This is a genomic window from Sphingomonas sabuli (assembly GCF_014352855.1).
In the GTDB taxonomy this organism is placed as follows: Bacteria; Pseudomonadota; Alphaproteobacteria; order Sphingomonadales; family Sphingomonadaceae; genus Sphingomicrobium; species Sphingomicrobium sabuli.
The window spans coordinates 1,733,541-1,760,024 of sequence record NZ_CP060697.1 but is presented as its reverse complement, the minus strand read 5'-3'; the positions used below and the strand labels follow the sequence as shown (position 1 = coordinate 1,760,024).

Here is a 26,484-nt window from a genome sequence, read left to right as displayed (position 1 = left end):
CCAACGCCCGTGCATTACTGTTTACGCCAGACGAAGAACGGGGAGACCTCCGCGAAATGATCCTGACCTGCCCGGAGTGCAGCACCCAATATGCAGTGAAAGACGGCGCGATCCCGGATGGGGGCCGCAAAGTCCGCTGCGCCGCTTGCGGCAACAGCTGGCACCAGATGCCGGACGGCGCCGACGCACCTACCGATGAGAACCAGATCGAGCCGCCAGCTGAGGAGCAGGCCGCGACCCCTCCGCCTGAGACGTCCGACGACCAGTCCGACTATCCCGCCGAGCCCACGTACGAACGGGGCGAAGAAGAGGCGGACGCGCCGGCCGATCCCGTCAACGCGGAACAGGATTTCGTCGAGGCACCGGCCCCGATCCCTGTCCAGCCGCACGGAACCTATCCGGTCGACACGCTGGAAGGCGATCAATTCGACATCGCCAAGGAAGTGCCCGACGCCGAAGAATTGGCGGCCGTTCGCGCCGAAGACGGCGGCGACCGCAAGCGCACCTGGCTGATGGGCATACTATTTGCCGTCGTTCTGGTCGTACTCGTCGTGCTCGGCCTGTGGTTGCTCGCGCCCGATTACGTCCGCCAGGGCGTTGGACTTGCGTCCGCCGGGCCGACCGCCCTGCAGATCGCGCCCGGCCAGCCCGAACGGCAGAAGCTCGCCAGCGGCAACGAACTGGTGGTCGTCAGCGGACGGGTCATCAACCCGAGTGCGAAAGACCTGCAAGTGCCGCCGATCGAGGCGGAGCTTCGCGACAAGGGCGGCAAGCTGCTCTATTCTTGGACCATCGCCCCGCCGGCCCGCTCGCTTCCCCCAGGCGGGAGCGCCAGCTTCAACAGCGCCGAGATGGACGTTCCGGCCAGCGGCCTCGATTCGACGGTTACGTTGACCCTCAAGAGCTGATTCTTCAGGGAAATTCGACAATTCGGGAGGCGACGCGGCTGCCATCCGGTCGGCGCGTTTCCATCACCTTCACCTGCGTGTCCGTAGGGATTTCCGTCGCCGTCACGCGAGCCCCGGAAATGATCCGTACCGTCGCCGTCGCCTGCTGCGCCAGCGGCTGGCGCGGGGCGACCGGCGTCTGAACCGCGGTCGCTGCAGCTAGGGCTAAGAGGCCAATCATCTCCCCGATGTAACGCTGGGAGGGGCAAATGGTAAACGACGCTTTAACCACTGTCCCGCGGTGGGACAGACGCGCGCCATTGCGCGGGGGGAATCGCTTTGATAGAGGCGCGGGCCTTGCCAGAGGACGGCTATCCGGCCGTCCATCTCATGACGTGCGGTCGTGGCGGAACTGGTAGACGCGCAGCGTTGAGGTCGCTGTGGCCGAAAGGCCGTGGAAGTTCGAGTCTTCTCGACCGCACCAGGCATGCACCGGCGAATTAACGCCGGCATCCCATCGCAGCGAAGCGTCGAGCTTTTGGAAAGTCGTCTGAGACGACTATTTCGACGCGATGGTCTGCCGCTCGAGGGGCGTGGAGCCGAGGCGCAGCACCGGCTGTTCGTCGCTGATCACCGCCTTGACCCCGATGTCGCGACTTATGCCGATGACTTCGGACGATTCCTTGCCCAGGCGGATCGAATATTCGCCGTACGGTATGCGTTCGAACAGGAAATAGCCGTCGAAGTCGGAACGCGTGGTCGCCACCACGGCGCCGGTGGAATCGAGCAGCTCCAGCTCGACCCCTTCGAAGCCGAGCCCGCCGTTCCGGACCACCGACCCTTCGATCTCGCCAGACGCAACCAGCGCGATTTCCACTTCCGCCGGTACGCCGGGGCGCGGCGTGACGACCTGCAGCGCCTTTTTCGGCGCCAGCATCGGATCCGACAGGCTGCTGCGGTCCAGACCGACCGTGATCGGGCGATAGGTCGGCAAGCCGGCGAGCAGAACGCGGCCGGCTGCGTCGGTCGGCTGTTCGGACACGCTTTGTCCGGCGGTGATGATCGCGCCTTTCTCAAACGGTTCGCCGGCGTCGGCAATGCCGTTGCCGTTGACGTCGCGATAGACGCGCGCGCGGACCGACCCGGCGCCCGCCAGCGGCTTGCGCGACATGGTCAATCCCTGGGCCCAGTCGAGCGAGAAGTTCATGTTGAACCCGACCGCGACCGATCCGTCGGTCGCCGCTTCGCCTGTCACCGCGAGGGCGAAGGCGTCGAACCGGCGAATATGGCTGATGCGCGCCCGGCCGCGCTTTTGCGGACCGTCGTACGCGAGCGTTCCTTCCCAGTCCGCCGTATCGGACGCAGACCAATAGCCGGACAGCTCGGCGGAGCGGAACCGGCTTTGCGGGCTGATTTCGAACTCGGTGGCGCCGCGAACCCGGACCTGGCCGACGCGCCCGGTCCCGATCAGTCCGGCAGTTACATTCGCGGGTGGCGCGGGCCCGTTGGCAAGATATTGGCGCGTATAGCGGACGTCGGTCGCGAGGTTGAAGGCGTTGATTGACGCGGACAAGCGCGCTGCGGCCTCCAACTGTCGGCTGCCGTCGCTGTTGATAACGTAATGAGCGTCGGCATGGGCGGGAATAACCGTCCGGCCCAGCTTGATTGGCGCATCGAGCGCGAGCCTCGCCTCCTTGACGCTGACCGATCGCGCTCCGCGCAAATGAAAATCAGACGCAGTAGCGGCCTCAGCACTGATGTTCAGCGCTCCGACCTTGGCAAGGACCTGTGCGCGAGCAGCGGTTCCGCCGCCGCTTTCCTTCGCGGCGCCGACTTCGACTAGCGCTGAGCCCAGAGAGCGGCGCACCGTTCCTTCGACGAAGGTTACGCGCTCGTCCTCGAGCAGCATGGTGCGCGCGAGCACGCCGACGGATGTCCGTTCGTCCAGACCGTGTTCTAGCGCGACCGCGGCCTGCATGTCAGGCTCCGATGGACTGCGTTCGACCTTGTGCAGCGATACGAGGTCGCGGCTCGGCTGATTGGCGCCCGCCCAATACCAGTTCTTGCCGGGCGGAACGTTCTCCCGGCCGACGTTGATCAGTTCGTTGCGTGTCCTGACCTGCCCCTGCGGACCGTAAAGCACGATGCTGATGTCGTTTTCGCCGTAGAGCAGCTGGACGTCGTCGAAGACGTAGCGCTGGCGGCTGTCTGAGCGGGCGAAGGCCAGCAATTGGCCGTTGCGATACAGTTCGGCGTCCCAGCCGCTGGGCAAGTCGCCTTCGAAGCTGGTTCGATCGAAACTGGTCGGGTTGGCCAGCGGGCGATTGGTGACGACCGCGCCGCGTCCGCTGGTGGTGCTGCCCGTGAGCGGGGTAGCGAGGCCGGCAACGTCGCCGAACCCGAAGTGGGTCGCCTTAAGCGGGCCGAGCAAGCCGCCATCGGGATCGGACCGGTAAGCGCGAACGCGCAGTGAATCGGGCACGCCCTTTTGATTGGTGGCGATCAGCGCATCGTAGGACAGATGCGCGACTTCGCCGGCGGCGAAGATCGACGACCGCCGGTCGACCTTGACCCCGTTGTGGGCGCTGTAGGTGACGCCGCCGCTGACAACGAAGTCGAGCGCAGGCGCGCGCCACATGCGATAGGGAAGGCGCACTTGAGGCAGGGCGTCGATGTCGAAACTGGCCTTGTGCAGGTTGGCGGCGCGCTTTTCGCGCTCGATTGCCAGTTCAACTGGCAGCTTCGCTTCGGATTCGAGCACCAGCATCGACCCGTTTGTCATCGGCTTGACCGAAATGCCGAACCAGCGAGTCAGCGCGCCGCTGTCCACGCACCAGCCTTCGGACGTTTCGCGAATGGCGGTCTTGGCCAGTTTTTCGCTGCTGGTACCGTAGCTGACTTCGCCCGCGGCGGCGTCGATCGAGATCTTGTGATCTTCCTTGAACGCCCAGCCCTCGGCCTTGCGCGCTCCGAGGTCGATCTTCATCGGCACGTCGAGCGCGGTGAGGAAGTCGCCGAACACGATGCACGTGCCTTCGGGCGTCTGATAGGCGCGAACCGGCTCGTTGAGCCGGTATTGGCGGAGCTTCACGTCGAGGACGAACTGGGAGTCGGGATCGGCCGCCCAGCTATCGGTAATCGGGGTCGCCGCGCCGGCGCCGACAGCCGCGAGAAAGCCGGCCGCGGCCAAGGCCGCGCCCGTCCTGCCCAGCCATGTGCCGGCGTTGCGCATGTTCGGTCCCGCGCGCGCTCCCTCTCTCTAGCGGAGCGTCGCCTGGGTTTCGGCGATGACCTTGGCGCCGTCGTCGTAGGTTTCGAGATACTGGACGGTGACCGGCCCCGACAGCGCGCCCTTGTAATCCTCGTTGACCGGAATCCGTACCTGGCGCTCGTTGAGCTCGGTGTAGACGGCGATAGCGCGGCCGGACGCCAGCGGCTCCTTCACGCCGGCCTTGACCACGCGAACCTCGCCAAAGGTCGAGCGGGTACCGGTGCGATGAAGCTGCAGGGCGACGGCAGGCTTGCCGTCATGCTGGTCGACGTGAACGTCGGAAATGGCAGCCTTGACGTCGAGATTGCCCAGCCGGACAATGACCGGAATGGTCACGCCATAGACCGGGGTGAGCTTGAAGCTCAGCCCCTTGGGCGGTTCGCCCGTCGGCGCCGCGACCGGCGTCGCTGGCGGGATCGCCCGGAACAGCAGGTGAATGCGATATTCGCCGTCGGGCAGGCCCTTGGGCGGCCGCGCGGCGATGCGGATCGACTGCGGCTCCCGCGGAGCCAGGGTAACCCGGCGCGGTGAATAGACGATCATTTCCTCCGCAGCCTTCTCGGCGGCGCCGGGGACGGTCACTTCCTCCAGCAGCCCTTCGGGCGTCATGCGGCGGAATTCGGCCGAAACGCGATAGGTCGCCGGCTCGTCGCCAATATTGTTGAGGATGACCTCGGCGCTGCGGCCCCCGTTGAGGACCAGGCGGGTCGGCGCGACCAGAAGGTCGCCGACACCGGCGTCGGCCGGCGCGGCAGGAAGCAGCATGGGAGCGGCAGCAAGCACGGCCGCGGCGAAGGATTTGGTCAGGAAGTTCATGTCTCGGCGATCCCCACATTGCTCCATTGCGGAGCGATCGCCCTGTCATGACCCGTAATGGTTTATTTTCGGTTCACCATGAACATTGGTTTCGGGATCACCGGCACGCAAAAGGGGCCGCCGGTTACCCGGCGACCCCGAATTGCGCGGCCGTGGCCGCAGCTTTCCAGTAAGGCTTACTGGTAGTCGGCGCTGACGGCGAAGGTGCCTTCATAAACACCGTCGGCGGTCGTGTCGCTGACGTCGATCGAGCCGCCGATGCCGAATTCGACAAAGCCATCGCCGTCGAGGACGACGGTGCCCGGAGCGTCGACACTGAGCACGAGGTCGGCCGAAGTCTGGGTCTGGTTTACCAGGTTCAGCGTCGAGGCAACCGAGACGGTCAGCGTCTGGTCGAGCGTGCCGGTGGCTTCATACAAAGCGGCCTGCGTCGTGCCCGAACAGGTCACGTTGCCCGAACCGCAGCTGAAGTTGCCGTCGCGGTCGACGCTGACGGTGTCGGTGTAGGGGCCCGTGCCGCTCAGCACGATGGTGCCGAGGTCGAGGTCCTGGGTCGAAGTGAGCGTGAGCGGCGTGTAGATGCGGGCCGTGGCCGTCGCATCCGTCGTCGCCGGGGTCGGCGCCGCATTGGCGGTGCCGGTGAGCGCCAGGGCGGCAACCGCACCGGCGAAGATCAGAGCCTTGTTCATTGTCAAAATTCCCCACTGGTTCAAAACTGCATCGGCTGCCCGACCGCTGGTCCGGTCACCCGTGATCATCTCATTAACCGCAACCGCTTACGCCTTCCCTCAAGGGCATGGTAAACGGCGCGTTAGTGATTTCTCCGTTCCGGACGCATCCCGATCAGAGGTATTCGACGGTGATCGGAACGTCGCCGCGATAGTCGCCTTCGATCCCGCCGCGCACGTCGAGCCGGCCGCCGAAACGGAAATTGAGATTGCCGGCGGAATCGAGCCGGGGCGCCGACGGCAGGTCAGTTTCGATCGATTCGATGATGATCCGCCCGCCCCGCGAGGAGTGCAGTTCGATACGCGGCGGCAGGTCGATGCGTACGGCGCGCCCGGGCACGCCGGTTATGGCAACCGACCCCACCATCGCGCGGGCGCTAACTGCGGTGACCGAACCCGACGCGCTACGGTGCCCGGTCGGAAGCAGCGTCGCTTCGCCCTGGCCGTCGCCGTCGAGGACAAGGTTATCGAAATCCAAAGCCGCCTCGAGCGAAAGCTGGATATCGGCGCCGTTCGCATCGGTGGCCAGCTCCGTCGTCGGGGTCGAACACAGGCGGCATTGCGCGGACGCGGACGAGGGTACGCCGGCCAGCAGAGCGGCGGCGGCAGCGAGCGCAATAAGGGCGTAACGGGACGCCATGCAGCCCGGTCTACGGTCATGGTGCTAAAACAGGGTTAATGGCGGCGTAACCCGGCTGGTCACCGGCACGACGAAGAAAACTTGCCCGCTGCCCCCCCGCTTTCTATCCCGCTACACCAGATGGCCCGAACCGACACCGGCACAGCGCGGAGCTCCATACGCACAGCGTTCAAGCTCCTGCTCTATGCAGCGCTGCTGGGCGTGATCGCGCTTGTCGTCGCGGTCGCGGTCGCGGTTACCGCCTTGCCCAGCTATTCGAAGATGACCAAGCGGTCGGACCTTGGGCAGATGATCCGGGTGCACGGCGCGGACGGCACGGAATTGCTGTCGATCGGGCCCAGCTTCGGCCAGTGGCTGACCTACGACCAGATCCCGCAATCGATGCGCTCGGCCCTGATCGCGGTGGAGGATCGCCGGTTCCGCAGCCACATCGGCGTCGATCCGATCGGCATCGCCCGGGCGATCGGTTCGGCGGTCACGCGGGGCAGACGCGTCAGCGCGACGTCGACGATCACGCAGCAGCTCGCCCGCAACATCTTCCTGACCAACAACCGGAGCATGGGCCGCAAGATCAAGGAGGGCGTTCTCGCGCTGGCGCTGGAACGCAAGTTTAGCAAGGACCAGATCCTCGAGCTTTACCTAAATCGCGTCTACTTCGGTGGCGGCGCTTATGGCATCGACGCGGCATCGCGCCGCTTCTTCGGCCATGGGGCGGACCAGCTGTCGCTGGGCGAAGCGGCCATCATCGCCGGCCTGGTCAAGGCGCCGTCGAACTATGCCCCGACCGCCGATGTCGAAGCCGCGCGCAGCCGGTCGCGCGTGGTGCTGAAGGCAATGGCGGCGAATGGCTACATCACGCCCGGCCAGGCGGAGAGCATCGATTCGACCAAGATCAAGATCCAGCCGACGGCCAAGGAAGACAGTGTCCGCTACTTCACCGACTGGGCGTTGCCGCAACTCGACACGCTGATCGACGAGACGTCAGAGGCGATCAACGTCTGGACCACGCTGGATTCGGGCATGCAGCAGGCGGCGCAGCGGGCCATCGTCGCCAATGCCCCCGCCAGCACGCAAGGCGCGCTCGTCTCCCTCGACCGCGACGGCGCGGTGCGGGCAATGGTCGGCGGCAAGAGCTATCCGGATTCAATCTACAACCGCGCCACGCAGGCGCAGCGCCAGCCCGGGTCCGCGTTCAAGCTGTTCGTCTATCTGACGGCTTTGGAATCGGGGATGAAGCCGACCGATACGATGACCGACAAGCCGGTCGACATCAACGGCTGGAAGCCGCGCAATTCGACCCGCAGCTATGCCGGCCCGGTGTCGCTGCGCGAGGCCTTCGCGCGGTCGATCAACACGATCAGCGCCCAGATCGGCGAGCAGCTCGGCTTTTCGACCATTGCCGACATGGCGCACCGGTTCGGCATCACCACGGAGATTTCGACCTTTCCAGCAATGGTGCTGGGCACCAGCGACGTCCGCCTTATCGAGATGACGCAGGCCTTCGCGTCGGTCGGCAATCGCGGAGTCGCCGTCACGCCTTATGGCATCAGCCGCGTCGAAACGGTCGGCGGCCGCGTCCTCTACAAGCATGAGGCGCCCGAACAACGCGTGCTGGTCGCGCCTTGGGTTGCCGCGGAGATGACCGATTTGATGCAGTCGGCCGTGCTGAGCGGCACGGGTCGCGCCGCGCAGATCGGCCGCCCGGTCGCCGGCAAGACCGGCACCACCCAGTCCAGCCGCGACGGCTGGTTCATCGGTTTTTCGAGCGGGCTGACGACCGGCGTCTGGATGGGCCGCGACAACGCCAAGCCCGTGGCGGGCCTGGCCGGAGGCACCGCGCCGGCGCGCGCCTTCCACGACTTCATGGTCAAGGCGGTGGCCAAGCGCCCCGTCGAACAGTTCGAAACCACCGTCCCCATGCCCGATTGGGAGCTGGAGCCGGAAGAAAGCTGGTTCGGGGACGAGTATATCGAATCGAATACCGAACCGATGGTCGACGCCGACGGCAATCCCTTCGGTCCGGCCGACCCCTACGGCCAGCCGGTGCCGCAACAGCCGCAACCGCAGCCGCAACAGCCGGTCACGCAGGAATGGCTCGACGGGATGTTCGGCAACGCCCCGCGGCAGCCGGGGCAGCAGCAGCAGCCACAACCGCCGGGTACCGCCACGCCGCAGCCGCGGGTCCAGCGCGTGCCCCAGCCGCAGCCGCAACCGCCGCGTTCACCGGGTGGCGGCGATCCGTCTCAACCGGGCAGCGGCGCCGCGCAATAAAGCTTCGGCCGGGGCGGTATCGCCGCCGAACAATTCGCGCTCCAGCTTACGGAAATCGCGGCCGTGATCGAGGTGCACGAGATGCGCCACTTCGTGACAGACGACATAGCGCCTGGCTTCGGGCGGGGCGAGAATCAGCCGCCAGCTGTAGCGGACCGCACCGGTGCTGCTGCAGCTGCCCCAACGGGTGCGCGCGTCGCCGATCCGAACCGACGTCGCCTTGACCCCGGCCTGCGCCGCATAGACCCCCGTCTCGCGCGACAGCGTGTCGAGCGCGAGACGCTTGAGGAACAGCTCGACGCGCCGGTCGAACCCGTCGGCGGGCCCGCCGCACACCAGTTTGCCGTCCGCCAGCGTGGGCGTTCGCGGCGCGCCGGCCCGCCAGATCAACTCGACCTCTTCGCCGGCGATGGGAATGCGCGCGCCGGGCACCAGGGGCTCGGCGGGCGGCGTCTGCCGAAGCTGTTGTTCGACCCACGCTCGCTGTCCGGCGGCCCAGGCCAGCGCCGCGGCCGGGCGCACGCTGCGCGGATGCGTCACCTTGAGCTGCTGATTGCGTTCGTCGAGCCGGAGCCGCATTCGCCGAGCGCTGCGCACGGGGCACAACAGCACGGGCAACGGCAGGTCGGGATGACTGGCGAGCTGCCTAGAGGGCACGCTCGACCACATGCCACTCAAGATCGCCCGCATCGTCCTCGCTCACCGTCCAGCCACGCGTCGATTGCCCGGCTTCGTGGACCGTGTCCCGGCTGCCGGACACCAGATAATGCCACTCCGGCAACGGTTCGCCCGCAGCGCGCAGCCGATAGGCGCAGGTTTCCGGCAGCCAGTCGAGGCTGTGCAGCGTCTTGCGGTCCAGGACCACGCAATCGGCGACATGCTTCTTGCGGTTAACGTAATCGGTACACTGGCCGTTGCGCCGGTCGAGCAGGCGGCAGGCGACGTTGGTGGGATAGATCTCCCCCGTTTCGTCATCTTCCAGCTTGTGCGTGCAGCACCGCCCGCACCCGTCGCACAGGGCTTCCCACTCGCCGCGGTCGAGCGACGCCAAGGGCTTTTCCCAGAACGGTTTTCCAGCATTCATGACAAAGCCAGCAATGCTCTGCTAACCGGGGCCAATCAAGTCATGAGCTGGGGAAGTGAAATGAAAGCGCTCAAGCGCACCATCGTTGCCATCGCGGCGGCGGCGATTGCCATTCCGGCCGCGGCGCAAACCGTGCCGGGCAACGAAGCCAATGATTTCGTGGCGGCGATCCGCAAGGGCGACGGCAACAAGGGGCTGGCCCTGCTTGGCGCCAACCCGACGCTTGCCAACGTCCGCGATACCAGCGGCAATACGGCGCTGGTGACGGCGATCGAAGCGCGGGAGGAAAGCTGGGTCGGCCACCTGCTGAAGAATGGCGCCAATCCCAACTTCTCGCGGCGTGACGGCGAAACGCCGCTGATCGCCGCCGCGCGGATGGGCATGACCGATGTCGCCGAATGGCTGGTCGGGGTGGGCGCGAAGGTCGATGCCGCCAATCGCATGGGCGAAACCGCACTCATCGTCGCCGTGCAGCAGCGACAGACCGCGCTGGTGCGGTACCTCCTGCAGAAAGGCGCCGATCCGGACCTGACCGATTCGGCTGCCGGCTATTCCGCCCGTGACTATGCCAAGCGCGATAATCGCAACCCGGAAATCCTGCGCCTGATCGAACAGAAGAAGCCGAAGGCCTAGCGGCCCTCGCCCAGCGTCGGGTCCATCTGGGTCGCCAGCCGGCGCGCAGCGCGCCGCGCGAAACGCAGCAATTCCGCCTTCCGCCGCGCGGGCGCCATTGGCCGGTGTGCGGCGTCGCGCACCACCGCCGCATCGTACCGGTCGGCGACGATCAGCCCGGCTTCACCCGGCAGATAGCGTTCGCCATCGAGAATGACGGCCAGGTCCGGCGGCACCGCCCAGAAGAAACGGTCGCAATAGTCCAGATAATCGAGCCACTTGCAGTCGCCGACCAGGTCCGCCTTGGCGACCTTGATCTCGACGATGGTCAGCAGCCCCTTGGCGTCTATCGCCATGATGTCCGCACGCCGCCCGTTGGGCAGCGGCACTTCGCAAAATCCGAAGAGGTCCTGGCGGCAGAACAGGCGGGTTACCCCGCGCGCGACATCGGCCGCGATCGGCGCGGCGTCGGCAAAGCAAGGCTGCAAAAGAGAATCGGGGGCGCTGCTCACCCCCGACGATTAGAACAAATCGTGCACGCCGCCAATCCGGCAACGTGCGGATCTGCCCCGCCTAGCGATAGAAGACGTGGTTGCCGATCGAGGCGACGCGCTTCTTGCGCCAGCCCGGGGTCACGCGCTTGGCGTGAAAGAACAGGGCCGTGGCAGCGCCCGAATCCTTGAGGTCGCGATCGACGATCTTGGCGATCGCCACCGCGGTCTTCCACGCCGCGCTGCCCTTGGAGATGCTGGGCCAGCTGTTGCCGCGGACGAAAGAGAATTGGCCGCGCTGCAGGAGCACGCCGCAATAGCTGCTGGGGAATCGCCCGCTGCCGGCGCGATTGGCGATCACTTCGCCGACCGCAAGCTGGCCGGCCAGCGGCTCACCCTTGGATTCGAAATAGATGCCGGCGGCCAGGCATTCGAGCTGGCGGCTGCCGGGCTCGGTGCCGCGAAGCTGTGACACGAGGGTCGACAGATCGGCCTTGGCATCGAGTGACGGGCCGGCCTCTTCCGCGGCCGGTTCGGCAACGGCGGGTTCTGCGACCGGGGTCGTGGCGACCGTTGGAACCGCGACCTGGTCCGATTCGCGCAGCAATTGCTTGGCAAGATCGGTGGAGGTGACGGCGGTCTGGGCCGGGAGCAGCGCGTCCGTGTCAGGACCGACTTGCGCCGGGGCGACCGAACCCGCGCTCATTGCCGCGCAGACCAACAGCGCCGAACGAAGAGATACAACCATGTCAGACTTTGTTTTTGCGGCGAATGGCCCAACCCACTGGGGCTTGCACGGCTGGTCCCGCGTCCCACCTGCCCCCAGGCTATTCCCCGACTCGCGTGGTACCTCGAACGCCAACTGGCGACCGGGCACCCCCCGCTCTCGTTACGGACCCGCCATGTCCTCCGGGCGGCGCCGTCGTCAACCCGACGAAGTCGTTTCAGCGATGAATCGTTCTGCCTGTGCGATATCTAGCTCAATTAACCATAAATCGGGATCGAAGCCCGCTCGGCGATTCAAGAAATCGGCTAAATTTTGCGAAGAATCGCTTTCCTTCGGTCCGGTCCGCTCCCAACGGTAAATGCCGTCGACACCCAGCGCACGTTCGAGCACCGCGACATAGTCGCCCTTGCTTCGAACGACGATGATCAGGGATCCGCGCTCGGGATCGCCCTTGCGCAGGATGGCCGCGAAGTCGCCATTGGCGCTGGCGCGGCGAATCAGGCTGGATGCTTCGACCAACGCCGTCAGGCGAGGCTCGGTCATGTCCGAATCAGGCCGCGTCGCGCTCGTCGGCAGCCAGCAGCACGGCGGCCAGCGCATCGCGGCTGCGCGCGCCGCGCATCTTCTCGAGCGTCGGGGCGTGGCGGATCACCCGGCTGATTGCTGCCAGTGCCTTGAGGTGGTCGGCGCCGGCGTCGGGCGGGGACAGCAACAGAAAGACGAGATCCACCGGCTCCCCGTCGATCGCCTTGTAGCGAACCGGTTCGGCCAGGCGCACGAACAGGCAATAGATGCGGTTGAGACCGTCGACCTTGCCGTGCGGAATGGCGACGCCGTCGCCAAAGCCCGTCGAGCCAAGCTTCTCGCGCTCCGCGATGGTTTCGAGGATGGCCGCCGGCGCGACGTCGAGACGAGTCGCGGCAAGGCTCGCCAGCTGGTTGAGCAGCGAGCGCTTGTTACCCGCGGGAACCGCCGGCTTGATGGCGTCGAAATCGAGAAATTCGGTGAGATGCATTATCTTACTCGTTTGGCCGCGTAACCGAGGCGCGGCCGGAAATACTGGCGCGGCGGCGGACTACTGGGGTTCGACCCAGCCGATATTCCCGTCTTCGCGGCGATAGACCATGTTGAGTTCGCCGGTCTTCGTGTTGCGGAACATCAACGCGGTGGTGTTGCGCAGGTCCATCATCATCACCGCGTCGGCCACCGCCGCCTTGGGAATGTCGACCTTGGCTTCGGCCACGATGGTCGGATTGTCCGGCGCATCATCCTGCTCCTCAGCCGCCGCGAACACGCGATAGGATGCGTTCGCTTCCAGATCCGGCATCGGCTCCGGGCTCGGCTTGCGCTGTTTCAACCGGCGGCTGTAGCGGCGGAGCTGGGTCTCGATCTTGTCGGCGGCGCTTTCAAACGCGGCCTGCGCCGTCGGTGCGCGGTGCGAAGCCTTCAGCACCACACCCTGGCCGACCGGCGCAACAATGTCGCAGACGAAATGTTCGTGCGGACCCTTGCCGAAGGTGACGTTGGCGCCGACCGCGCGCGAATAATATTTCTCGGTCAGCTCCTCGATGCGGCTGACCGCATGCTCCTTGATGGACTCGCTGGTTTCGACCTGATGATCTGCGACGCGGACGTCCACGGGCTTGCTCCTTTGTTGGGCTTGCCGAGCGCTTAGGGCCCGCGTCGCCGCCGCGTCAACTTGCGGCGGACAGCCGCTCCCACAGCGGATTGGCCAGCTGGGAGATGAACGCACGGTGGCGTTCCAGTTCCTCATCAGCGGCAAAATGCGGGCGCGCGGGGCGGGGTTCGCGGATCGTGACCGTGCCGGCGACGACCGCGATATCCATGTCTTCGGTGTCTTCCACCAGGCCAAGCCCGATCTGCCGGCCGCCGGTCAGTTCGATGTAAACCTGCGCCAGCAGCTGCGCGTCGAGCAGGGCGCCGTGCTTGATCCGCCGGCTGCGGTCGACGCCGAAGCGCGTGCACAAAGCATCGAGGCTGTGCTTTGCGCCGGGATGACGCGTCCGTGCGATGGCCAGCGTGTCGACCATCCGGCTGGTGCAGATAACGGTTCGGCCGCACTGGCCCAGTTCGTGGTTGAGAAAGCCGAAATCGAAGCTGGCGTTATGGGCGACCAGCGGCGAATCCTCGAGAAAATCGAGCAGCTCTTCCGCCCGCTCGAGAAAGCGCGGCTTGTCCGACAGGAAGACGTCGCTCAGGCCGTGCACCGCTTCGGCCCCCGGCGGCATCGGCCGGTCGGGATTGAAATAAGCGTGGAAGTGGCGGCCGGTTTCGGACCGATTGAACATCTCGACGCAACCGATCTCGACGATGCGGTCGCCGCCCGCCGGATCGAGGCCGGTGGTTTCGGTGTCGAAGACGATTTCCCGCATGCGCCTATTTAACCATCGGTCGGGAGTCCGAGACAAGTCAGTATGTCGCGCACCTGCCGCTGAGTTGTGGATAGGTCGCCGCCGGTGTCGATGACGAAATCGGCCGCGGCGCGCTTGTCGGCGTCGGGCATCTGCCGCGCCAGCAGCGCTTCGAACTTCTCCGCGGTCATGCCGGTCCGTGCCATCACTCGCGCGCGCTGGATGTCGGCCGGCGCGGACACGACGATCACCTTGTCGAACGTGCTCGCCCCGCCGGTTTCGAACAGCAGGGGAATTTCGAACAGCAAGGCAGGCGCGTCGCCATGTTCGACGATGAAACGGGTGCGTTCGTGATGCACCGCGGGGTGAACAATCGCCTCCAGCGCGGCGAGCTCCGCAGGGTCGCCCAGGACCATCGCCGACAGCGCATCGCGGTCGACGCCGTCGGGACCGGTCGATCCGGGAAAGCGCTGTTCGATCTTGCGCACCAAAGTGCCGCCCGGGCCCTGCAGCCGGCGGACGGTTGCATCGGCGTCGAACACCGGGATGCCGGCATCGCGAAACATCGCCGCGACGGTCGACTTGCCCATGCCGATGGACCCGGTCAGCGCCAGCCGGATCATGCCGCGACGATCCCGCGGTCGCGCAATGCGCCGAGCAGCGGCAGCAGGGGCATGCCGAGGATGGTGAAATAGCTGCCGTCGATGCTTTCGAACAATTGCACGCCGCGGCCCTCCAGGCGGAATACGCCAACACAATAGCCGACCTCCGGCCATTCGGCATCCAGATAGGCGTCGATGAACTTGTCCGACAGGGGGCGCACCTGAAGCCGGGCGCTGTCGCAGTCCGTCCATTCGACCGTGCCGCCGCGCGCCAGGGCGACGGCGCTGGTCAGCACCATAGGCTGGCCGGAAAAGAACCTGAGATGTTCGGCGGCCTGCTCCCGGTCGGCGGGCTTGTCGAACATGCGGTCGCCCACACTGACCACGGAATCGCTGCCGATGACCCACGAGTCCGGCCGCTCCACGCTGACCTTGACCGCCTTGGCCTCGGCCAGCGCGGCCGCCAGCGCCCGCGGATTGCGCTGGCGCGCTTTTTCCTGATCCTCGTCGATCGCTGCGGGGACGGCGATGTGTTCGACGCCCGCCTGGTCGAGCATCGCGCGGCGGATCGCGCTGGCGGAGGCAAGGATGAGGGGCACCGGACAACCTTGTGGAAAAGTGATGCTAAGCCCCTAGCGCGAGGGCGGGGATGATCACAAATCGCGGTCCGCCCAGCGCGGCCCCGGCACAATCCGCGATTCCATGCACAAGCAAAGGCTTTCATCCCCAGCCTGTGAATCGCGGGTGAAAGACGATGCGACTCGCCGGACTCGCTGGGGAGTCGAAAACCGGCCGCTGTTGGCAAATGCGGTAGCGGCTCCTATTTCCCAGCTTCCGCCGGACAACTACCTCCAACAATCTTCTATAAGAATCTAAATATAGGGAAGGAGAAGGGGGTGATCGGTTTGCCGGACGGGCCCGCGAAAAGCGGAAAGCCGATCCTCAGGGTACTCGGCGGCGAGCGGGTGGACAGCCCGCCATTGTGGCTGATGCGCCAGGCCGGCCGCTACCTTCCCGAATATCGCCAGTTGCGGAAGGACAAAGGCAGCTTCCTTGATCTCGTCTATGACAGCGAGGCCGCGGCGGAAGTCACCGTCCAACCGCTCAAGCGCTTCGCTTTCGACGCCGCGATCCTGTTTTCCGACATCCTCATCGTGCCCTTCGCGATTGGTCAGAATCTGAGCTTCGTGGCCGGCGAAGGGCCGCGGCTGACGCCGCCGTTGATGGCCGCCGACCTCGACAACCTCACGCCAAACCTGACCCGGCTGGAGCCGATCTACGAGACGGTTGCGAAGGTGAAGGCGCGGCTCGACCCGGCGACGACCCTGATCGGTTTTGCCGGCAGCCCGTGGACCGTCGCCACCTACATGACCGCCGGCCAGGGCAGCCGCGAACAGTCCGATACCCGCCGTCTGGCCTATCTCGATCCCGAGCGGTTCGGGGAGATCATGGCGCGGATCGAAAAGGTCACGCTCAACTATCTGAGCCGCCAGATCGAGGCGGGCGCCGAGGTCGTGCAATTGTTCGACAGCTGGTCGGGCAGCCTGGCGCCGGCGCAATTCGAACAATGGGTGATCGCGCCGACCGCGCGGCTGGTCGAACGGCTGCGCGACGAGCATCCGGACGTGCCGATCATCGGCTTTCCCAAGGGCGCCGGGGCTCGGCTGGCGGCGTATGCGCGTGAGACCGCGGTGGACTGCGTAGGGCTCGACGAGACGATGGACCCGGCCTGGGCCGATCGCGAACTGCCAGCCGGGTTGCCGGTGCAGGGCAATCTCGACCCGCTGGCGCTGCTTGCCGGGGGCGAAGCGATGGCCAGCGCGGTCGCTCGCATCCTCGAGGCCTTGTCGGCGCGGCCGCATATCTTCAACCTGGGCCACGGGATCATCAAGGAAACGCCGATCGCGCATGTCGAGCGGCTGGTCGAGCTGGTAAAGGGACGGCAATGAACGAGATGAGCGGCTTTCTCGGTGCGGCCTACCCGTGGGTGAAGGCGGCGCACGTCACTTTCGTCATCTACTGGATCGCCGGGCTGCTGCTGCTGCCGCGTTTCTACGTCTACCATCACGAAACCAGTGCCGGTTCGGCCGAGGATCGCGCGTGGATCGAGCGTGAGCGGCGGACCCGCACGATCATCCTCTCACCCGCCCTGATCGCGGTGTGGCTGCTCGGCCTGCTGCTGGCGCTCAATGTCGGCGCGTTCAGCGAAGGCTGGTTCCACGCCAAACTCGCGCTGGTCATCGGCCTGTCCGCCTATCAGGGCTGGCTCGGCAGCTACGGCAAGCAACTCGCGGCAGGCAAGCGGTCGGCCAGCGACAAGACCTTGCGGATGATGAACGAAATTCCGGGCATCGTCGCGGCGCTGGTCGTCGTGCTGGTCATCGTCCGCCCCTTCTGACCCGGCGGTGCCGACCGTCCTGACCCATGCGGTACTGCCGCTGGTCGGGGTAGTAGCGCTCAGCAGCCCGCCCGTGTCCCGCCGGCTGGTGGTCGCTGCGATGGTGGCCGGCATGCTGCCAGATGCGGATGTCGTCGGCCGGGCCTTCGGCATTCCCCATACCGCCGACCTCGGCCATCGAGGGGCGACGCACAGCATCCTTTTTGCCGCCTTGGCAGGCTTCATCGGCCTCACCCTGCACCGCTGGTTCGACGTGCCGCGCCGACGCGCCGCGCTGGTGCTGTTCCTCAGCACCCTGTCGCATCCGCTGACCGACATGCTGACCGATGGCGGCAAGGGGATGATGCTGTTCTGGCCCGTCGAGCACGACCGGTTCGCGTTTCTCGCCCGGCCGGTGACCGTATCGCACGTCGGGTTGCAGGATCTCTTCAGCGGGCGGATCTGGTCCGTACTGGCGTCGGAAGCCGTGTTCCTGATCGCCCCCGCAATCGTCCTCGGCCTGCTATTTCACGCGGCCAGGCGCAGTTTTGCACGGCGTCCTGATTGACACCGTACCCTTGCGACCATAACTCGGTCGCGACGGCTGTTCCGGCCAGTTCTCTCTCTCGCCGCAGCCCTAGTCTCTTTCCTGGCAGCGTCCTGCGGCCGAGCCGACTTTTTCCCCTGTTATTTCAATCGAGTACCCTAAATGCATCTTAAAGACCTCAAGCAGAAATCGCCCGCCGAACTCGTCACCATGGCCGAAGAGGCCGGGATCGAGGGCGCATCCACGATGCGCAAGCAGGACATCATGTTCTCGATCCTCAAGGTCGAGGCGGAAGATGGCGCTGAAATCATCGGCAGCGGCACGATCGAGGTATTGAACGACGGTTTCGGTTTCCTGCGCTCGCCGGAAGCCAATTATCTGGCCGGCCCGGACGACATTTACGTCGCCCCGGCGACGGTGCGGCGCTTTGGCCTGCGCACCGGGGATACGGTCGAAGGCGAGATTCGCGCGCCCAAGGATGGCGAGCGCTATTTCGCGCTGACCCGCGTCACGTCGATCAATTTCGATGATCCGGAAACGGTCCGCCATCGCGTCAACTTCGACAATCTCACCCCGCTCTATCCTGACAGCAAGCTCAAGCTCGACACGCTCGACCCGACCATCAAGGACAAGTCGGCGCGGGTGATCGACATCGTCGCTCCGCTCGGCAAGGGGCAGCGCGCGCTGATCGTGGCGCCGCCGCGGACCGGCAAGACCGTCCTGCTGCAGAACATCGCGCGGGCGATCACCGACAATAATCCCGAGGTATTCCTGATCGTCCTGCTGATCGACGAGCGGCCGGAAGAAGTGACCGACATGCAGCGCAGCGTGAAGGGCGAGGTCATTTCCTCGACCTTTGACGAACCTGCGTCGCGGCACGTGCAGGTCGCGGAAATGGTGATCGAGAAGGCCAAGCGCCTGGTCGAGCACAAGAAGGACGTCGTTATCCTGCTCGACAGCATCACCCGCCTTGGCCGCGCCTACAACACGGTCGTGCCGAGCTCGGGCAAGGTACTGACCGGTGGTGTCGACGCCAATGCTCTGCAGCGGCCCAAGCGCTTCTTCGGCGCCGCGCGCAACATCGAGGAAGGCGGTTCGCTGTCGATCATCGCCACCGCGTTGATCGATACCGGGTCGAAGATGGACGAGGTCATCTTCGAAGAGTTCAAGGGCACCGGTAACAGCGAAATCGTGCTCGACCGCAAGGTCAGCGACAAGCGCATCTTCCCGTCGCTGGACGTCGGCAAGTCCGGAACCCGCAAGGAGGAACTGCTGGTCGATCAGGCGACGCTTACCAAGATGTGGGTGCTGCGCCGGATCCTGATGCAGATGGGCACGGTCGACGCCATGCAGTTCCTGCTCGACAAGATGAAGGACGCCAAGTCGAACGAGGATTTCTTCGCTTCGATGAACCAGTAGCGGCCGGCGCGGGTTAAGCGCCGATGCTGTCCGGATTCAGCTTTTCGACCGTCTTCACGACCGCGGGCGCCGCAAAGCTCGGTCAGATCGTCGTCGGCGACCTGACCATGGCCGGCGACAACGTCGTCATCATGGGATCCCTCGCTTCGGGCCTGCCTGAACGCGAGCGGCGACGGGTTCTGCTGTTCGGCGTGTCGCTGGCGCTGGTGTTCCTGATCACCTTCGCCGTGCTGGCGACGCAGCTCCTTAAGATCACCGGCCTGGTCTTTGCCGGCGGCCTGCTGCTGCTGTGGGTCGCGTACAACATGTTCCGCGAGCTGCATCCGGCGCACGCGGTCGTCGCCGACGACCCCGACACCGACGCGGTCGAAGGCCCGCGAGCGACCCGGACCTTTTTCCAGGCCGCGGTGCAGATCGCCATAGCCGATCTCAGCATGAGCCTCGATAACGTGCTGCTGGTCGCGTCCATCGCCCGGGATAATCCAGCGCTGCTGGTCATCGGCCTGACCTTTTCGGTGCTGCTGATGGGACTTGCCGCCAATTACGTTGCGCGGCTGATTCAGCGCTATCACTGGATCAACTACATCGGGCTCGCCGTCATCCTCTACGTCGCCGCGACGATGGTATACGAAGGCTGGGTCGGCGATGAGCATTTACTCGGCTTGAGAACCGTTCTCGGTCTCGGCTAGGGCGGGCGCACGCCGGGACGAGAACGGCGGATTCGGGAGATTCTGGTGTTCGAGACGTTGCTGAGCGCGGTTGCAGCCGAGGCTGGCGGCCTGGGTGGCCCGGCGGAAATCTGGAATTCTATCGTCCGCGACTTTTCCAACATCGGCGAGCCCGGCGCTTTTGCCGCGTTCGTCCAGGTGTTGCTGATCGATCTCGTCCTAGCCGGCGACAATGCAATCGTGGTCGGCGCGCTGGCCGCGGGCCTGCCGCCCGAACAGCGGCGCAAGGTCATCCTGCTCGGCGTGCTGGCGGCGCTGGTCCTGCGTGTCGCCTTCGCCCTTCTGGTCACCCAGCTACTTCAGATCGTTGGATTAATTCTCGCCGGCGGCCTGCTCTTGCTGTGGGTTGCGTGGCGCATGTGGCGCGAGCTTCATCACGGCGGCGAAAGCCCGGGCTCGGCCGAGATCGAGGGCGACGAGCACAGCGGCCTCAAGCCCGCGAAAAGCTTCGCCGCCGCCGCCTGGGCCGTCGCCGTGGCGGATGTCAGCATGAGCCTCGACAACGTGCTGGCGGTGGCTGGCGCGGCGCGCGAGCATCCCGGCATTCTTATCGTCGGCCTGATCTTTGCGGTCGCCCTGATGGGCATCGCGGCCAACGTCATCGCCAAATATATCGAGCGATACCGGTGGATCGGCTACGGCGGCCTGATCGTGATTCTGTGGGTTGCCGGCAAGATGATCTGGGACGGTTACAACGACGTTGCCCCTGCGTTGGGCTGGCCGGCGGTCGCCGGCGCCTAGAGCGCACCGGGGCGAATGACGGCCGCCACCATATTTGCTTTGTCGAGCGGATCGCCGCCGGCAGCGATCTCCGTCATCCGCATTTCCGGTCCGCAAGCGCACGAGGCAGGCGGGCAACTTGCCGGGTCTCTTCCTCCGTCGCGTCAGGCCGGCGTGCGGTCTCTCCGCGATGCCGATGGGCTGTTACTCGACGAGGCGCTGGTACTGCGCTTCGACGGCCCCGCAACGTCAACGGGCGAGGATACGGTCGAACTGCACTGTCACGGCGGGCGGGCAATCGTTACCGCGGTGTTGGCGGCACTGGCCGCCCAACCCGGCCTGCGTCAGGCCGAACCCGGCGAGTTTACGCGCCGAGCGTTCGGAAACGGGCGCATCGACCTGACCCAAGCGGAAGGGCTGGCCGACCTTATCGAGGCGGAGACTGAAACCCAGCGCCGCGCGGCGCTCGCGGTCGCCGAAGGCGGCCTTAGCCGGCAGATCGCGATCTGGCAGGACCGACTGTTGCAACTGTCGGCCCAGGCCGAAGCGGCCATCGATTACGTCGAAGAAGACAGCGTCGACGCATATCCGACATTGAATCGTGAATGCGAGGCATTAGCGATTGAGCTGGAACAGTGGCTTGCTAGGCCTATGGCAGAGCCGCTGAAAGACGGGCTTCTGGTTGTTTTGGCTGGACCTCCAAATGCTGGAAAATCAAGCCTTCTCAATGCCTTAGTGGGCTATGAGCGGGCGATTGTCGCCGATATCCCCGGGACAACTCGCGATCATATCGAGGTAGGGATAGCTCTAGATGGGATACCAATTAGGCTGACGGACACTGCCGGTATTCGTAATAGCGCGGACGTTTTGGAAATTGAGGGAGTCGCCCGAGCCAACCGCCTTGTGCAGCAGTCAGACATTCTGGTGTGGCTTGGCGAGCCTACCGAAGCACCGGCGCACGATCACCTCATTCGCATTCACGCGCGCAGTGATCTTTCCGAAAGGGCGTCCTCGCCAGTGGAGTTTATTCCGGTATCGGTAAGAACGGGGCTCGGCCTGGGTGATTTACATACCGCAATTGTCGAGCACGCGCGGCGTCTTCTGCCAGTCGAAGGCGTCTTAGCCGTCAACGCTCGCCAGGCTGCGCGTATACGCGACGCTGCAGAAGCGCTGCGCCGCGCCTCGTCAAGTGATGATATCGTTCTTCAATCGGAGGACCTTCGTTCCGCACGAGCTGCGTTTGGCCGCTTGACCGGCCAAGCGGGTGTGGAGGACGTACTCGACGCGCTGTTCGGCCGCTTTTGCCTCGGTAAGTAGGGTTTCACGTGAAACACTGATGGGGTAGGGCCTGGGTGTGTACGACGTTTTGGTCATCGGAGGTGGGCACGCAGGCTGCGAAGCGGCGACAGCCGCCGCACGGCGTGGCGCTCGCGTAGGGCTGATTACTTTCCGAGAAGCTGATCTGGGGCAAATGTCCTGCAACCCGTCGATCGGTGGCGTCGGCAAAGGCCATCTCGTGCGCGAACTCGATGTCTTCGATGGCCTGATGGCCAGGGCGGCCGACCGCGCCGCGATCCACCGTCGCATGCTCAATCGCAGCAAGGGGCCGGCCGTTCATGGCCCCCGAGTCCAGGCAGGCCGAGCGCTTTATGCGCAGGCCATCCGCGAGGTGGTTCGGGCGAGCGGTGTCGAGATTATCGTTTGCGAAGCCCTTTCAGCGGTGGTGCGTAAGGGACGCGTATGCGGGCTGTCGACTAGCTTGGGTGACATTCAGTGCCATGCACTGGTGATTGCAACGGGGACGTTCCTCAACGCCCGCATGTACATCGGAGATACCGTCGTCTCTGGTGGGCGCACTGGCGAGAGGTCGTCGGCCACACTCGGCCACCAGCTCCGCGAGATCGGGCTGGGGCAGGGGAGGCTAAAAACCGGCACTCCGCCGCGGCTCGACGGTCGGACCATAGATTGGGCGCGTCTGGAGGTTCAGCCCAGCGAGGAGGAACCTTGGACGATGTCGGCGCTGTCATCGCCTGGTGACCTACCGCATCAAGTCAACTGCGCCATCACACGCACAACCTCCGCAACCCACGACATCATTGAAGCTAATCTCGATCGCTCGCCTTTGTTCGCAGGCGCAATCGAAGGCCGGGGGCCTCGTTATTGCCCTTCGATCGAAGACAAAATCCGGCGCTTCGGCGGTCGCGACGGACACCAGATCTTTCTCGAGCCGGAAGGGCTGACCAATCATCTGGTATACCCGAATGGCATTTCGACGTCGTTGCCAGAGGACGTCCAGCATGCCTTTATTCGCTCCGTTCCAGGACTTGAACGCGCAGTCATCGCCAAACCTGGTTATGCCGTGGAGTATGAGTTCGTTGATCCGAGGCGCCTTTCGCAATCGCTCGAAGCCCAAGACGTTTGCGGGCTGTTCCTGGCGGGGCAAATCAATGGCACGACGGGTTATGAAGAGGCGGCTGCGCAAGGGCTGGTAGCCGGCCTCAACGCGGCGGCGCATGCCCTTGGGTCAGAGCCCGTCCTGTTCGATCGCCGGACATCCTATATCGGCGTCATGGTCGACGACCTGACACTACAGGGCGTTAGCGAACCCTATCGAATGATGACGGCACGGGCCGAGTTCCGGCTCGCCCTGCGCGCGGACAACGCCATGAGCCGCCTCGGTAAGGCCGCGATCGATGCTGCATGCCTCTCCGATGATCGACGTTCACTAATTGAGCAGCATGAGGCGCGCCGTATTTCCGACGATTGGGCGCACACGCCAGAGGGTCAGGCCGATCTCCTTTACGCTCCGTACCTTGACCGCCAGCAGCGTGAATGGGCAGCCCTGCGGCGGGATGCGAAAGTGCGCATTGGAATTAGCTTCGATTATCGGGCTGTTCCCGGCCTGTCGAACGAGATGATCGAGCGACTATCCACAGCACGGCCCGAAACGCTCGATCACGCATCGCGGGTAGCCGGCGTTACCCCGGCGGCGCTCACCGCCTTGCACGTTGCCGCATCCAGAATAGCTGCGTGATCGATAGACTCGAGGCAGCGACGGGGCGGAGTGTTTCACGTGAAACGTTCGTATTGTTAGAGCACTATGTCGAAATCCTCCGCGCAGAATCGGCGAGGCAAAACTTGGTGTCCCGTGCTTCAATGGATGACCTCTGGAGCCGACATATTATCGATGGCGCACAGCTTGTTGAGCTGGCGCCAGATCTTGACATGTCATGGGCCGACGTGGGGTCCGGTGCCGGCCTCCCGGGTATGGTGGTTGCCATCCTAACTAGTGGACCTGTCACTCTTATCGAACCGCGAAAATTGCGCGCCGAGTTCCTGCAGAAGGTCGTGAACGAGCTCGGTCTATCGAACCGGGTCATCGTGGCGCCTATGAAGGCCGAACGAGCCTCTGGGACCTTTGCCAATATCACCGCGCGCGCCGTGGCTCCGGCGGCGAAGCTGCTCCAACTATCCACGCATCTGTCCACAAGAAAAACGCGGTGGATCCTGCCAAAAGGGCGAAGCGCCGGATCGGAACTGGTCGAAGTCCGACGAAGGTGGCACTGTGAAGCAGAAACCGTTCCCAGCCTGACCGATCCTGATTCGAGGATTTTGGTGCTGTGGGATGTGAAAGCGAAGGGTGGGCGATGATTCGCGTCGCGATCGCGAACCAGAAAGGCGGCGTCGGTAAAACCACGACCGCGATCAACCTTGCCACAGCGCTGGCGGCGGTCGGCTGGAAGGTTCTGCTGATCGATCTGGATCCACAGGGCAACGCTTCCACCGGACTTGGCGTACCGCAGTCGAAGCGAGAGCGATCCAGTTATGACGTCCTGATCGGCTCAGCCAGCGTCGCCGACAGTGTCATCCCGTCGCGTGTGCCGCGTCTCGACTTGCTGCCGGCGACGGTCGACCTGTCGGGGGCCGAGATCGAGATGGTCGGCATGGACGATCGCGCGCGGCGGCTCGAGAAGTCGCTTGACGCTGCGCCGCCAGGCCGGTGGGACATCTGCCTGATGGACTGCCCGCCGTCGCTCGGCCTGCTGACGGTCAACGGCCTCGTCGCGGCGCGTCATCTGCTCGTGCCTCTTCAATCGGAATTCTTCGCCCTGGAAGGGCTCAGCCAGCTTTTGCAGACGGTGGAGCGCATCCGTGTCGCGTTCAATCCCGACCTGTCGATCCTCGGCATCGCATTGACCATGTTCGACCGCCGCAATCGCCTGTCGAGCCAGGTGTCCGACGACGTTCGGGCGTGTCTGGGGAAGGTAGTCTTCGACACCGTGGTGCCGCGTAACGTTCGCTTGTCAGAAGCCCCCAGCCACGGACTGCCGGCGTTGATCTACGACCTCAAATGTCCTGGGTCCGAGGCCTACGTCCGTCTCGCCCGGGAATTGATCGCGCGCCTGCCGCGCCAGGCGGAGGCCGCATGAGCGAAAAGAAGACGTCCGGGCTGGGCCGGGGCCTTGCCGCCTTGCTTGACGAGGCGGTGCGTCCTTCCACCTCGGAAGGGGCGCCAAAGGATGCGCCCGAACACGGCGTTCGCGAAGTCGAAATCGGCAGAATTCAGCCAAATCCTGCACAGCCACGCGCTTACTTTGACGAAGAGGCCATTGCCGAGCTGGCCGAGTCCATAGCGCAGCGTGGCGTGCTGCAACCGATCCTGCTGCGGCCGGACGGTGAGAATTTCCAGCTGGTGGCGGGCGAACGTCGCTGGCGTGCGGCGCAACGCGCGCGCCTCCACACCATTCCGGCCATCGTTCGCGATATCGACGACGCGACATCGGCCGAGATCGCGTTGATCGAAAACGTGCAGCGGCAGGACCTCAATGCGATTGAGGAAGCTGAGGGCTACAGCAAGCTGATCGACCGCTACGGGCATACCCAGGACGCGCTTGCCAAAATCGTCCACAAGTCGCGGAGCCATATCGCTAACCTATTGAGATTGCTTGATCTTCCTGACGGCGTGAAGCAGCTGCTGCTGCACGGCGAAATCAGCATGGGCCACGCCCGGGCCGTTGCGACGGCCGACGATCCGGAAAAGCTCGCCAGGCAGATTGTGTCGGACGGCTTGTCGGTTCGGCAGACCGAGGCGTTGGCGAAGGCGCGCCGGACCGGCGATGCGAAGACGCCGGCGACCGTACGCCCGCCCAACCAGCCGGTCGATGCCGACCTTGCCGCCCTTGAACGCCAACTTGGCGACATGCTGGGCCTGAAGGTGAAAGTTGCGCACAGCGGCCGCGGTGGGACGGTGTCGCTAAGCTATTCCAGCCTCGATCAGCTCGACATGATCTGCCAGCGGCTCAGCGGCGAGCCGATCTAGCGGCGGCGGGCGGTCCGCGCGATCGCGACCAATTCTTCTTCCAACGCCTCGATTTCCGGTGGCGAGTCTGACCGCATTAAGCGGCGCTCCAGCTCTCCGGACCGTTGCAACACGCGTTCCAGCGCCACGGAATCCCACAGCGAGACCAATCTAGCGACAAGGTCTTTATCCTTGAAAAACACAGCGTTACCGGATGACGTCACGGCGTCATGAGGCCGCTGGCCGCGGTCGACCTTGGCGCGGATGGGCGCCAGCATCATGATTCTCCGCTGCAGCGAGCGGAGGACGGAGATCGGCACCGCATCGCCAGCGCTGGCATCCAGTTCGCGGGTCAAGGCGTCAACGTCGCCAGACAAGGCCAGGTCGCCCAGCCGCGTCGAATCGCCTTCGGACCCGGCACCAATGTCATCGAGGACTTGCGCGTCGACGAGTGCCGGAGAGTCGGCGCTCGCGTCGACGTACAGCGCAATTTTCGCCAGTTCCTGGGCGATGACGCCCCGCTCGTTGCCCGCCGCGCCTGCGAGCCGGCCTGCGACACCTTCCGCGAGGCGCAACCCTTCGCCGCGCGCCAATTCCTGCACCAGCGACGTCGCCTCGCGCTCGCCCAGTTCGTAGGACACGTGCGACAGGCATGCCGCGTGGGCCTCCGCCAATTTGACCAGGGCAGACGACTTGCGCAGCGCGCCGGCGATGGCGATCGCGGGGCTTTCGGCTACTGACAGCTCAAGCAGCGCCTCGACCGCCGCAACGATCTCGTCGCCTGCCGGCTCAACCCACAATGCGCGCTTGTCGCCGAACATGCCGATCGCCGCTGCTTCGTCGGCCAGCATTGCCGGGTCCGACTTCAGCGACGGGGCTGCCAGCGCGACCTT

At 65.1% G+C, this 26,484-nt stretch carries 30 protein-coding genes and 1 tRNA gene; 15 read left to right on the top strand and 16 right to left on the bottom strand.

The genetic code is table 11. The features are described 5' to 3' along the window. Nucleotides 1–56: 56 nt before the first annotated feature. A complete protein-coding gene (locus H8M03_RS08760) occupies nucleotides 57–908 on the top strand; it encodes a zinc-ribbon domain-containing protein (RefSeq protein ID WP_187479072.1) in 852 nt (283 codons plus the stop codon). Nucleotides 909–912: 4 nt separating this feature from the next. On the opposite strand, the gene H8M03_RS08755 is transcribed toward H8M03_RS08760, so the two are convergent. After that, nucleotides 913–1,128, bottom strand: coding sequence for a hypothetical protein (locus H8M03_RS08755; RefSeq protein ID WP_187479071.1), 216 nt, complete (start codon nucleotides 1,126–1,128; stop codon nucleotides 913–915). Between the two features lie 156 nt (nucleotides 1,129–1,284). On the opposite strand from H8M03_RS08755, the gene H8M03_RS08750 reads away from it, so the two are divergent. Continuing rightward, a tRNA-Leu gene (locus H8M03_RS08750) sits at nucleotides 1,285–1,371 on the top strand. A 75-nt stretch (nucleotides 1,372–1,446) separates the two neighbouring features. On the opposite strand, the gene H8M03_RS08745 is transcribed toward H8M03_RS08750, so the two are convergent. From H8M03_RS08745 to H8M03_RS08730, 4 genes are all read right to left on the bottom strand, one after another. Beyond that, on the bottom strand, nucleotides 1,447–4,119 hold the full coding sequence (locus H8M03_RS08745; protein ID WP_187479070.1) for an MSCRAMM family protein: 2,673 nt from the start codon (nucleotides 4,117–4,119) through the stop codon (nucleotides 1,447–1,449). Nucleotides 4,120–4,146: 27 nt separating this feature from the next. Continuing rightward, nucleotides 4,147–4,974 carry a fimbrial biogenesis chaperone gene (locus tag H8M03_RS08740; protein WP_187479069.1) on the bottom strand — a complete coding sequence of 276 codons (828 nt, stop codon included), beginning with the start codon at nucleotides 4,972–4,974 and terminating at the stop codon, nucleotides 4,147–4,149. Nucleotides 4,975–5,150: 176 nt separating this feature from the next. Beyond that, complete coding sequence (locus H8M03_RS08735; RefSeq protein ID WP_187479068.1) at nucleotides 5,151–5,663, bottom strand: DUF4402 domain-containing protein; 513 nt, start codon at nucleotides 5,661–5,663, stop codon at nucleotides 5,151–5,153. A 154-nt stretch (nucleotides 5,664–5,817) separates the two neighbouring features. Beyond that, the gene (locus tag H8M03_RS08730) at nucleotides 5,818–6,342 is read right to left on the bottom strand and encodes a DUF4402 domain-containing protein (protein WP_187479067.1); all 525 of its coding nucleotides are present in this window, start codon (nucleotides 6,340–6,342) and stop codon (nucleotides 5,818–5,820) included. A 120-nt stretch (nucleotides 6,343–6,462) separates the two neighbouring features. Between H8M03_RS08730 and H8M03_RS08725 the strand changes: the two genes are divergently transcribed. After that, nucleotides 6,463–8,613: a transglycosylase domain-containing protein gene (locus H8M03_RS08725; RefSeq protein ID WP_187479066.1), complete on the top strand. Its 2,151-nt coding sequence runs from the start codon at nucleotides 6,463–6,465 to the stop codon at nucleotides 8,611–8,613. Here H8M03_RS08725 and H8M03_RS08720 read toward each other — a convergent pair. Both H8M03_RS08720 and H8M03_RS08715 read right to left on the bottom strand, forming a co-directional pair. Continuing rightward, on the bottom strand, nucleotides 8,563–9,270 hold the full coding sequence (locus tag H8M03_RS08720; protein ID WP_187479065.1) for a M48 family metallopeptidase: 708 nt from the start codon (nucleotides 9,268–9,270) through the stop codon (nucleotides 8,563–8,565). The two genes, H8M03_RS08725 and H8M03_RS08720, sit on opposite strands and share 51 nt — an antisense overlap. After that, nucleotides 9,260–9,697, bottom strand: a complete 438-nt coding sequence (locus H8M03_RS08715) for a YcgN family cysteine cluster protein (RefSeq protein WP_187479064.1) — start codon at nucleotides 9,695–9,697, stop codon at nucleotides 9,260–9,262. Before H8M03_RS08715 ends, H8M03_RS08720 begins: the two co-directional genes overlap by 11 nt. A 60-nt stretch (nucleotides 9,698–9,757) precedes the next feature. On the opposite strand from H8M03_RS08715, the gene H8M03_RS08710 reads away from it, so the two are divergent. Continuing rightward, the gene (locus H8M03_RS08710; RefSeq protein ID WP_187479063.1) at nucleotides 9,758–10,330 is read left to right on the top strand and encodes an ankyrin repeat domain-containing protein; all 573 of its coding nucleotides are present in this window, start codon (nucleotides 9,758–9,760) and stop codon (nucleotides 10,328–10,330) included. On the opposite strand, the gene H8M03_RS08705 is transcribed toward H8M03_RS08710, so the two are convergent. The 8 genes from H8M03_RS08705 to H8M03_RS08670 form a co-directional block, all read right to left on the bottom strand. Further along, a complete protein-coding gene (locus tag H8M03_RS08705; RefSeq protein WP_425506842.1) occupies nucleotides 10,327–10,821 on the bottom strand; it encodes an MmcB family DNA repair protein in 495 nt (164 codons plus the stop codon). The two genes, H8M03_RS08710 and H8M03_RS08705, sit on opposite strands and share 4 nt — an antisense overlap. A gap of 61 nt (nucleotides 10,822–10,882) precedes the next feature. Beyond that, nucleotides 10,883–11,506 carry a cell wall hydrolase gene (locus H8M03_RS08700; protein WP_246448826.1) on the bottom strand — a complete coding sequence of 208 codons (624 nt, stop codon included), beginning with the start codon at nucleotides 11,504–11,506 and terminating at the stop codon, nucleotides 10,883–10,885. Nucleotides 11,507–11,725: 219 nt separating this feature from the next. Continuing rightward, complete coding sequence (locus tag H8M03_RS08695; protein WP_187479061.1) at nucleotides 11,726–12,070, bottom strand: DUF1491 family protein; 345 nt, start codon at nucleotides 12,068–12,070, stop codon at nucleotides 11,726–11,728. 7 nt (nucleotides 12,071–12,077) lie between these two features. Next, nucleotides 12,078–12,542, bottom strand: coding sequence for a PTS sugar transporter subunit IIA (locus H8M03_RS08690; RefSeq protein WP_187479060.1), 465 nt, complete (start codon nucleotides 12,540–12,542; stop codon nucleotides 12,078–12,080). 60 nt (nucleotides 12,543–12,602) lie between these two features. Further along, complete coding sequence (gene hpf, locus H8M03_RS08685) at nucleotides 12,603–13,166, bottom strand: ribosome hibernation-promoting factor, HPF/YfiA family (protein WP_187479059.1); 564 nt, start codon at nucleotides 13,164–13,166, stop codon at nucleotides 12,603–12,605. A 55-nt stretch (nucleotides 13,167–13,221) separates the two neighbouring features. Further along, nucleotides 13,222–13,920, bottom strand: coding sequence for a DNA polymerase III subunit epsilon (dnaQ, locus tag H8M03_RS08680; protein WP_187479058.1), 699 nt, complete (start codon nucleotides 13,918–13,920; stop codon nucleotides 13,222–13,224). Between the two features lie 8 nt (nucleotides 13,921–13,928). Continuing rightward, nucleotides 13,929–14,522 carry a dephospho-CoA kinase gene (gene coaE / locus H8M03_RS08675; protein WP_187479057.1) on the bottom strand — a complete coding sequence of 198 codons (594 nt, stop codon included), beginning with the start codon at nucleotides 14,520–14,522 and terminating at the stop codon, nucleotides 13,929–13,931. Beyond that, complete coding sequence (locus H8M03_RS08670) at nucleotides 14,519–15,058, bottom strand: Maf family protein (protein WP_246449232.1); 540 nt, start codon at nucleotides 15,056–15,058, stop codon at nucleotides 14,519–14,521. Before H8M03_RS08670 ends, coaE begins: the two co-directional genes overlap by 4 nt. Before the next feature lie 348 nt (nucleotides 15,059–15,406). Between H8M03_RS08670 and hemE the strand changes: the two genes are divergently transcribed. From hemE to H8M03_RS08615, 11 genes are all read left to right on the top strand, one after another. Next, nucleotides 15,407–16,450, top strand: a complete 1,044-nt coding sequence (gene hemE / locus H8M03_RS08665) for a uroporphyrinogen decarboxylase (protein WP_187481014.1) — start codon at nucleotides 15,407–15,409, stop codon at nucleotides 16,448–16,450. After that, on the top strand, nucleotides 16,447–16,899 hold the full coding sequence (locus H8M03_RS08660; protein ID WP_187479055.1) for a CopD family protein: 453 nt from the start codon (nucleotides 16,447–16,449) through the stop codon (nucleotides 16,897–16,899). The genes hemE and H8M03_RS08660 overlap by 4 nt, the downstream gene beginning before the upstream one ends. Nucleotides 16,900–16,906: 7 nt before the next feature. Further along, the gene (locus tag H8M03_RS08655) at nucleotides 16,907–17,446 is read left to right on the top strand and encodes a metal-dependent hydrolase (protein ID WP_187479054.1); all 540 of its coding nucleotides are present in this window, start codon (nucleotides 16,907–16,909) and stop codon (nucleotides 17,444–17,446) included. A gap of 141 nt (nucleotides 17,447–17,587) precedes the next feature. After that, a complete protein-coding gene (gene rho / locus H8M03_RS08650; RefSeq protein ID WP_187479053.1) occupies nucleotides 17,588–18,844 on the top strand; it encodes a transcription termination factor Rho in 1,257 nt (418 codons plus the stop codon). 23 nt (nucleotides 18,845–18,867) lie between these two features. Beyond that, nucleotides 18,868–19,533, top strand: a complete 666-nt coding sequence (locus tag H8M03_RS08645) for a YjbE family putative metal transport protein (RefSeq protein ID WP_187479052.1) — start codon at nucleotides 18,868–18,870, stop codon at nucleotides 19,531–19,533. Between the two features lie 45 nt (nucleotides 19,534–19,578). After that, nucleotides 19,579–20,313 (top strand): YjbE family putative metal transport protein, encoded by a 735-nt coding sequence (locus H8M03_RS08640; protein WP_187479051.1) that lies wholly within the window; start codon nucleotides 19,579–19,581, stop codon nucleotides 20,311–20,313. 15 nt (nucleotides 20,314–20,328) lie between these two features. Further along, nucleotides 20,329–21,609 (top strand): tRNA uridine-5-carboxymethylaminomethyl(34) synthesis GTPase MnmE, encoded by a 1,281-nt coding sequence (mnmE, locus tag H8M03_RS08635; protein WP_187479050.1) that lies wholly within the window; start codon nucleotides 20,329–20,331, stop codon nucleotides 21,607–21,609. Nucleotides 21,610–21,640: 31 nt separating this feature from the next. Continuing rightward, nucleotides 21,641–23,326, top strand: a complete 1,686-nt coding sequence (mnmG, locus tag H8M03_RS08630) for a tRNA uridine-5-carboxymethylaminomethyl(34) synthesis enzyme MnmG (protein ID WP_187481013.1) — start codon at nucleotides 21,641–21,643, stop codon at nucleotides 23,324–23,326. Continuing rightward, complete coding sequence (rsmG, locus tag H8M03_RS08625) at nucleotides 23,323–23,943, top strand: 16S rRNA (guanine(527)-N(7))-methyltransferase RsmG (protein WP_187479049.1); 621 nt, start codon at nucleotides 23,323–23,325, stop codon at nucleotides 23,941–23,943. Before mnmG ends, rsmG begins: the two co-directional genes overlap by 4 nt. After that, entirely contained in the window at nucleotides 23,940–24,722 is a 783-nt protein-coding gene (locus H8M03_RS08620; RefSeq protein ID WP_187479048.1) for a ParA family protein, read from the top strand. Before rsmG ends, H8M03_RS08620 begins: the two co-directional genes overlap by 4 nt. Then, complete coding sequence (locus H8M03_RS08615) at nucleotides 24,719–25,612, top strand: ParB/RepB/Spo0J family partition protein (protein WP_187479047.1); 894 nt, start codon at nucleotides 24,719–24,721, stop codon at nucleotides 25,610–25,612. Before H8M03_RS08620 ends, H8M03_RS08615 begins: the two co-directional genes overlap by 4 nt. Here the strand turns inward: H8M03_RS08615 and H8M03_RS08610 are convergent. Beyond that, complete coding sequence (locus H8M03_RS08610) at nucleotides 25,609–26,442, bottom strand: DNA polymerase III subunit delta (RefSeq protein WP_425506841.1); 834 nt, start codon at nucleotides 26,440–26,442, stop codon at nucleotides 25,609–25,611. The two genes, H8M03_RS08615 and H8M03_RS08610, sit on opposite strands and share 4 nt — an antisense overlap. Nucleotides 26,443–26,484 lie beyond the last annotated feature (42 nt).

Bases quoted from the DNA above. Each gene is read 5' to 3' on its own strand.
- rho (WP_187479053.1), top strand. From the start codon at position 17,588: ATGCATCTTAAAGACCTCAAGCAGAAATCGCCCGCCGAACTCGTCACC.
- H8M03_RS08710 (WP_187479063.1), top strand. From the start codon at position 9,758: ATGAAAGCGCTCAAGCGCACCATCGTTGCCATCGCGGCGGCGGCGATT.
- H8M03_RS08660 (WP_187479055.1), top strand. From the start codon at position 16,447: ATGAACGAGATGAGCGGCTTTCTCGGTGCGGCCTACCCGTGGGTGAAG.
- H8M03_RS08700 (WP_246448826.1), bottom strand. From the start codon at position 11,506: ATGAGCGCGGGTTCGGTCGCCCCGGCGCAAGTCGGTCCTGACACGGAC.
- H8M03_RS08695 (WP_187479061.1), bottom strand. From the start codon at position 12,070: ATGACCGAGCCTCGCCTGACGGCGTTGGTCGAAGCATCCAGCCTGATT.
- H8M03_RS08690 (WP_187479060.1), bottom strand. From the start codon at position 12,542: ATGCATCTCACCGAATTTCTCGATTTCGACGCCATCAAGCCGGCGGTT.
- H8M03_RS08670 (WP_246449232.1), bottom strand. From the start codon at position 15,058: ATGCTCGACCAGGCGGGCGTCGAACACATCGCCGTCCCCGCAGCGATC.
- H8M03_RS08620 (WP_187479048.1), top strand. From the start codon at position 23,940: ATGATTCGCGTCGCGATCGCGAACCAGAAAGGCGGCGTCGGTAAAACC.
- H8M03_RS08745 (WP_187479070.1), bottom strand. From the start codon at position 4,119: ATGCGCAACGCCGGCACATGGCTGGGCAGGACGGGCGCGGCCTTGGCC.
- H8M03_RS08755 (WP_187479071.1), bottom strand. From the start codon at position 1,128: ATGATTGGCCTCTTAGCCCTAGCTGCAGCGACCGCGGTTCAGACGCCG.
- H8M03_RS08735 (WP_187479068.1), bottom strand. From the start codon at position 5,663: ATGAACAAGGCTCTGATCTTCGCCGGTGCGGTTGCCGCCCTGGCGCTC.
- dnaQ (WP_187479058.1), bottom strand. From the start codon at position 13,920: ATGCGGGAAATCGTCTTCGACACCGAAACCACCGGCCTCGATCCGGCG.
- H8M03_RS08615 (WP_187479047.1), top strand. From the start codon at position 24,719: ATGAGCGAAAAGAAGACGTCCGGGCTGGGCCGGGGCCTTGCCGCCTTG.
- H8M03_RS08715 (WP_187479064.1), bottom strand. From the start codon at position 9,697: ATGAATGCTGGAAAACCGTTCTGGGAAAAGCCCTTGGCGTCGCTCGAC.
- H8M03_RS08725 (WP_187479066.1), top strand. From the start codon at position 6,463: ATGGCCCGAACCGACACCGGCACAGCGCGGAGCTCCATACGCACAGCG.
- coaE (WP_187479057.1), bottom strand. From the start codon at position 14,522: ATGATCCGGCTGGCGCTGACCGGGTCCATCGGCATGGGCAAGTCGACC.
- mnmE (WP_187479050.1), top strand. From the start codon at position 20,329: ATGACGGCCGCCACCATATTTGCTTTGTCGAGCGGATCGCCGCCGGCA.
- H8M03_RS08760 (WP_187479072.1), top strand. From the start codon at position 57: ATGATCCTGACCTGCCCGGAGTGCAGCACCCAATATGCAGTGAAAGAC.
- H8M03_RS08610 (WP_425506841.1), bottom strand. From the start codon at position 26,442: ATGCTGGCCGACGAAGCAGCGGCGATCGGCATGTTCGGCGACAAGCGC.
- H8M03_RS08740 (WP_187479069.1), bottom strand. From the start codon at position 4,974: ATGAACTTCCTGACCAAATCCTTCGCCGCGGCCGTGCTTGCTGCCGCT.
- H8M03_RS08645 (WP_187479052.1), top strand. From the start codon at position 18,868: ATGCTGTCCGGATTCAGCTTTTCGACCGTCTTCACGACCGCGGGCGCC.
- H8M03_RS08730 (WP_187479067.1), bottom strand. From the start codon at position 6,342: ATGGCGTCCCGTTACGCCCTTATTGCGCTCGCTGCCGCCGCCGCTCTG.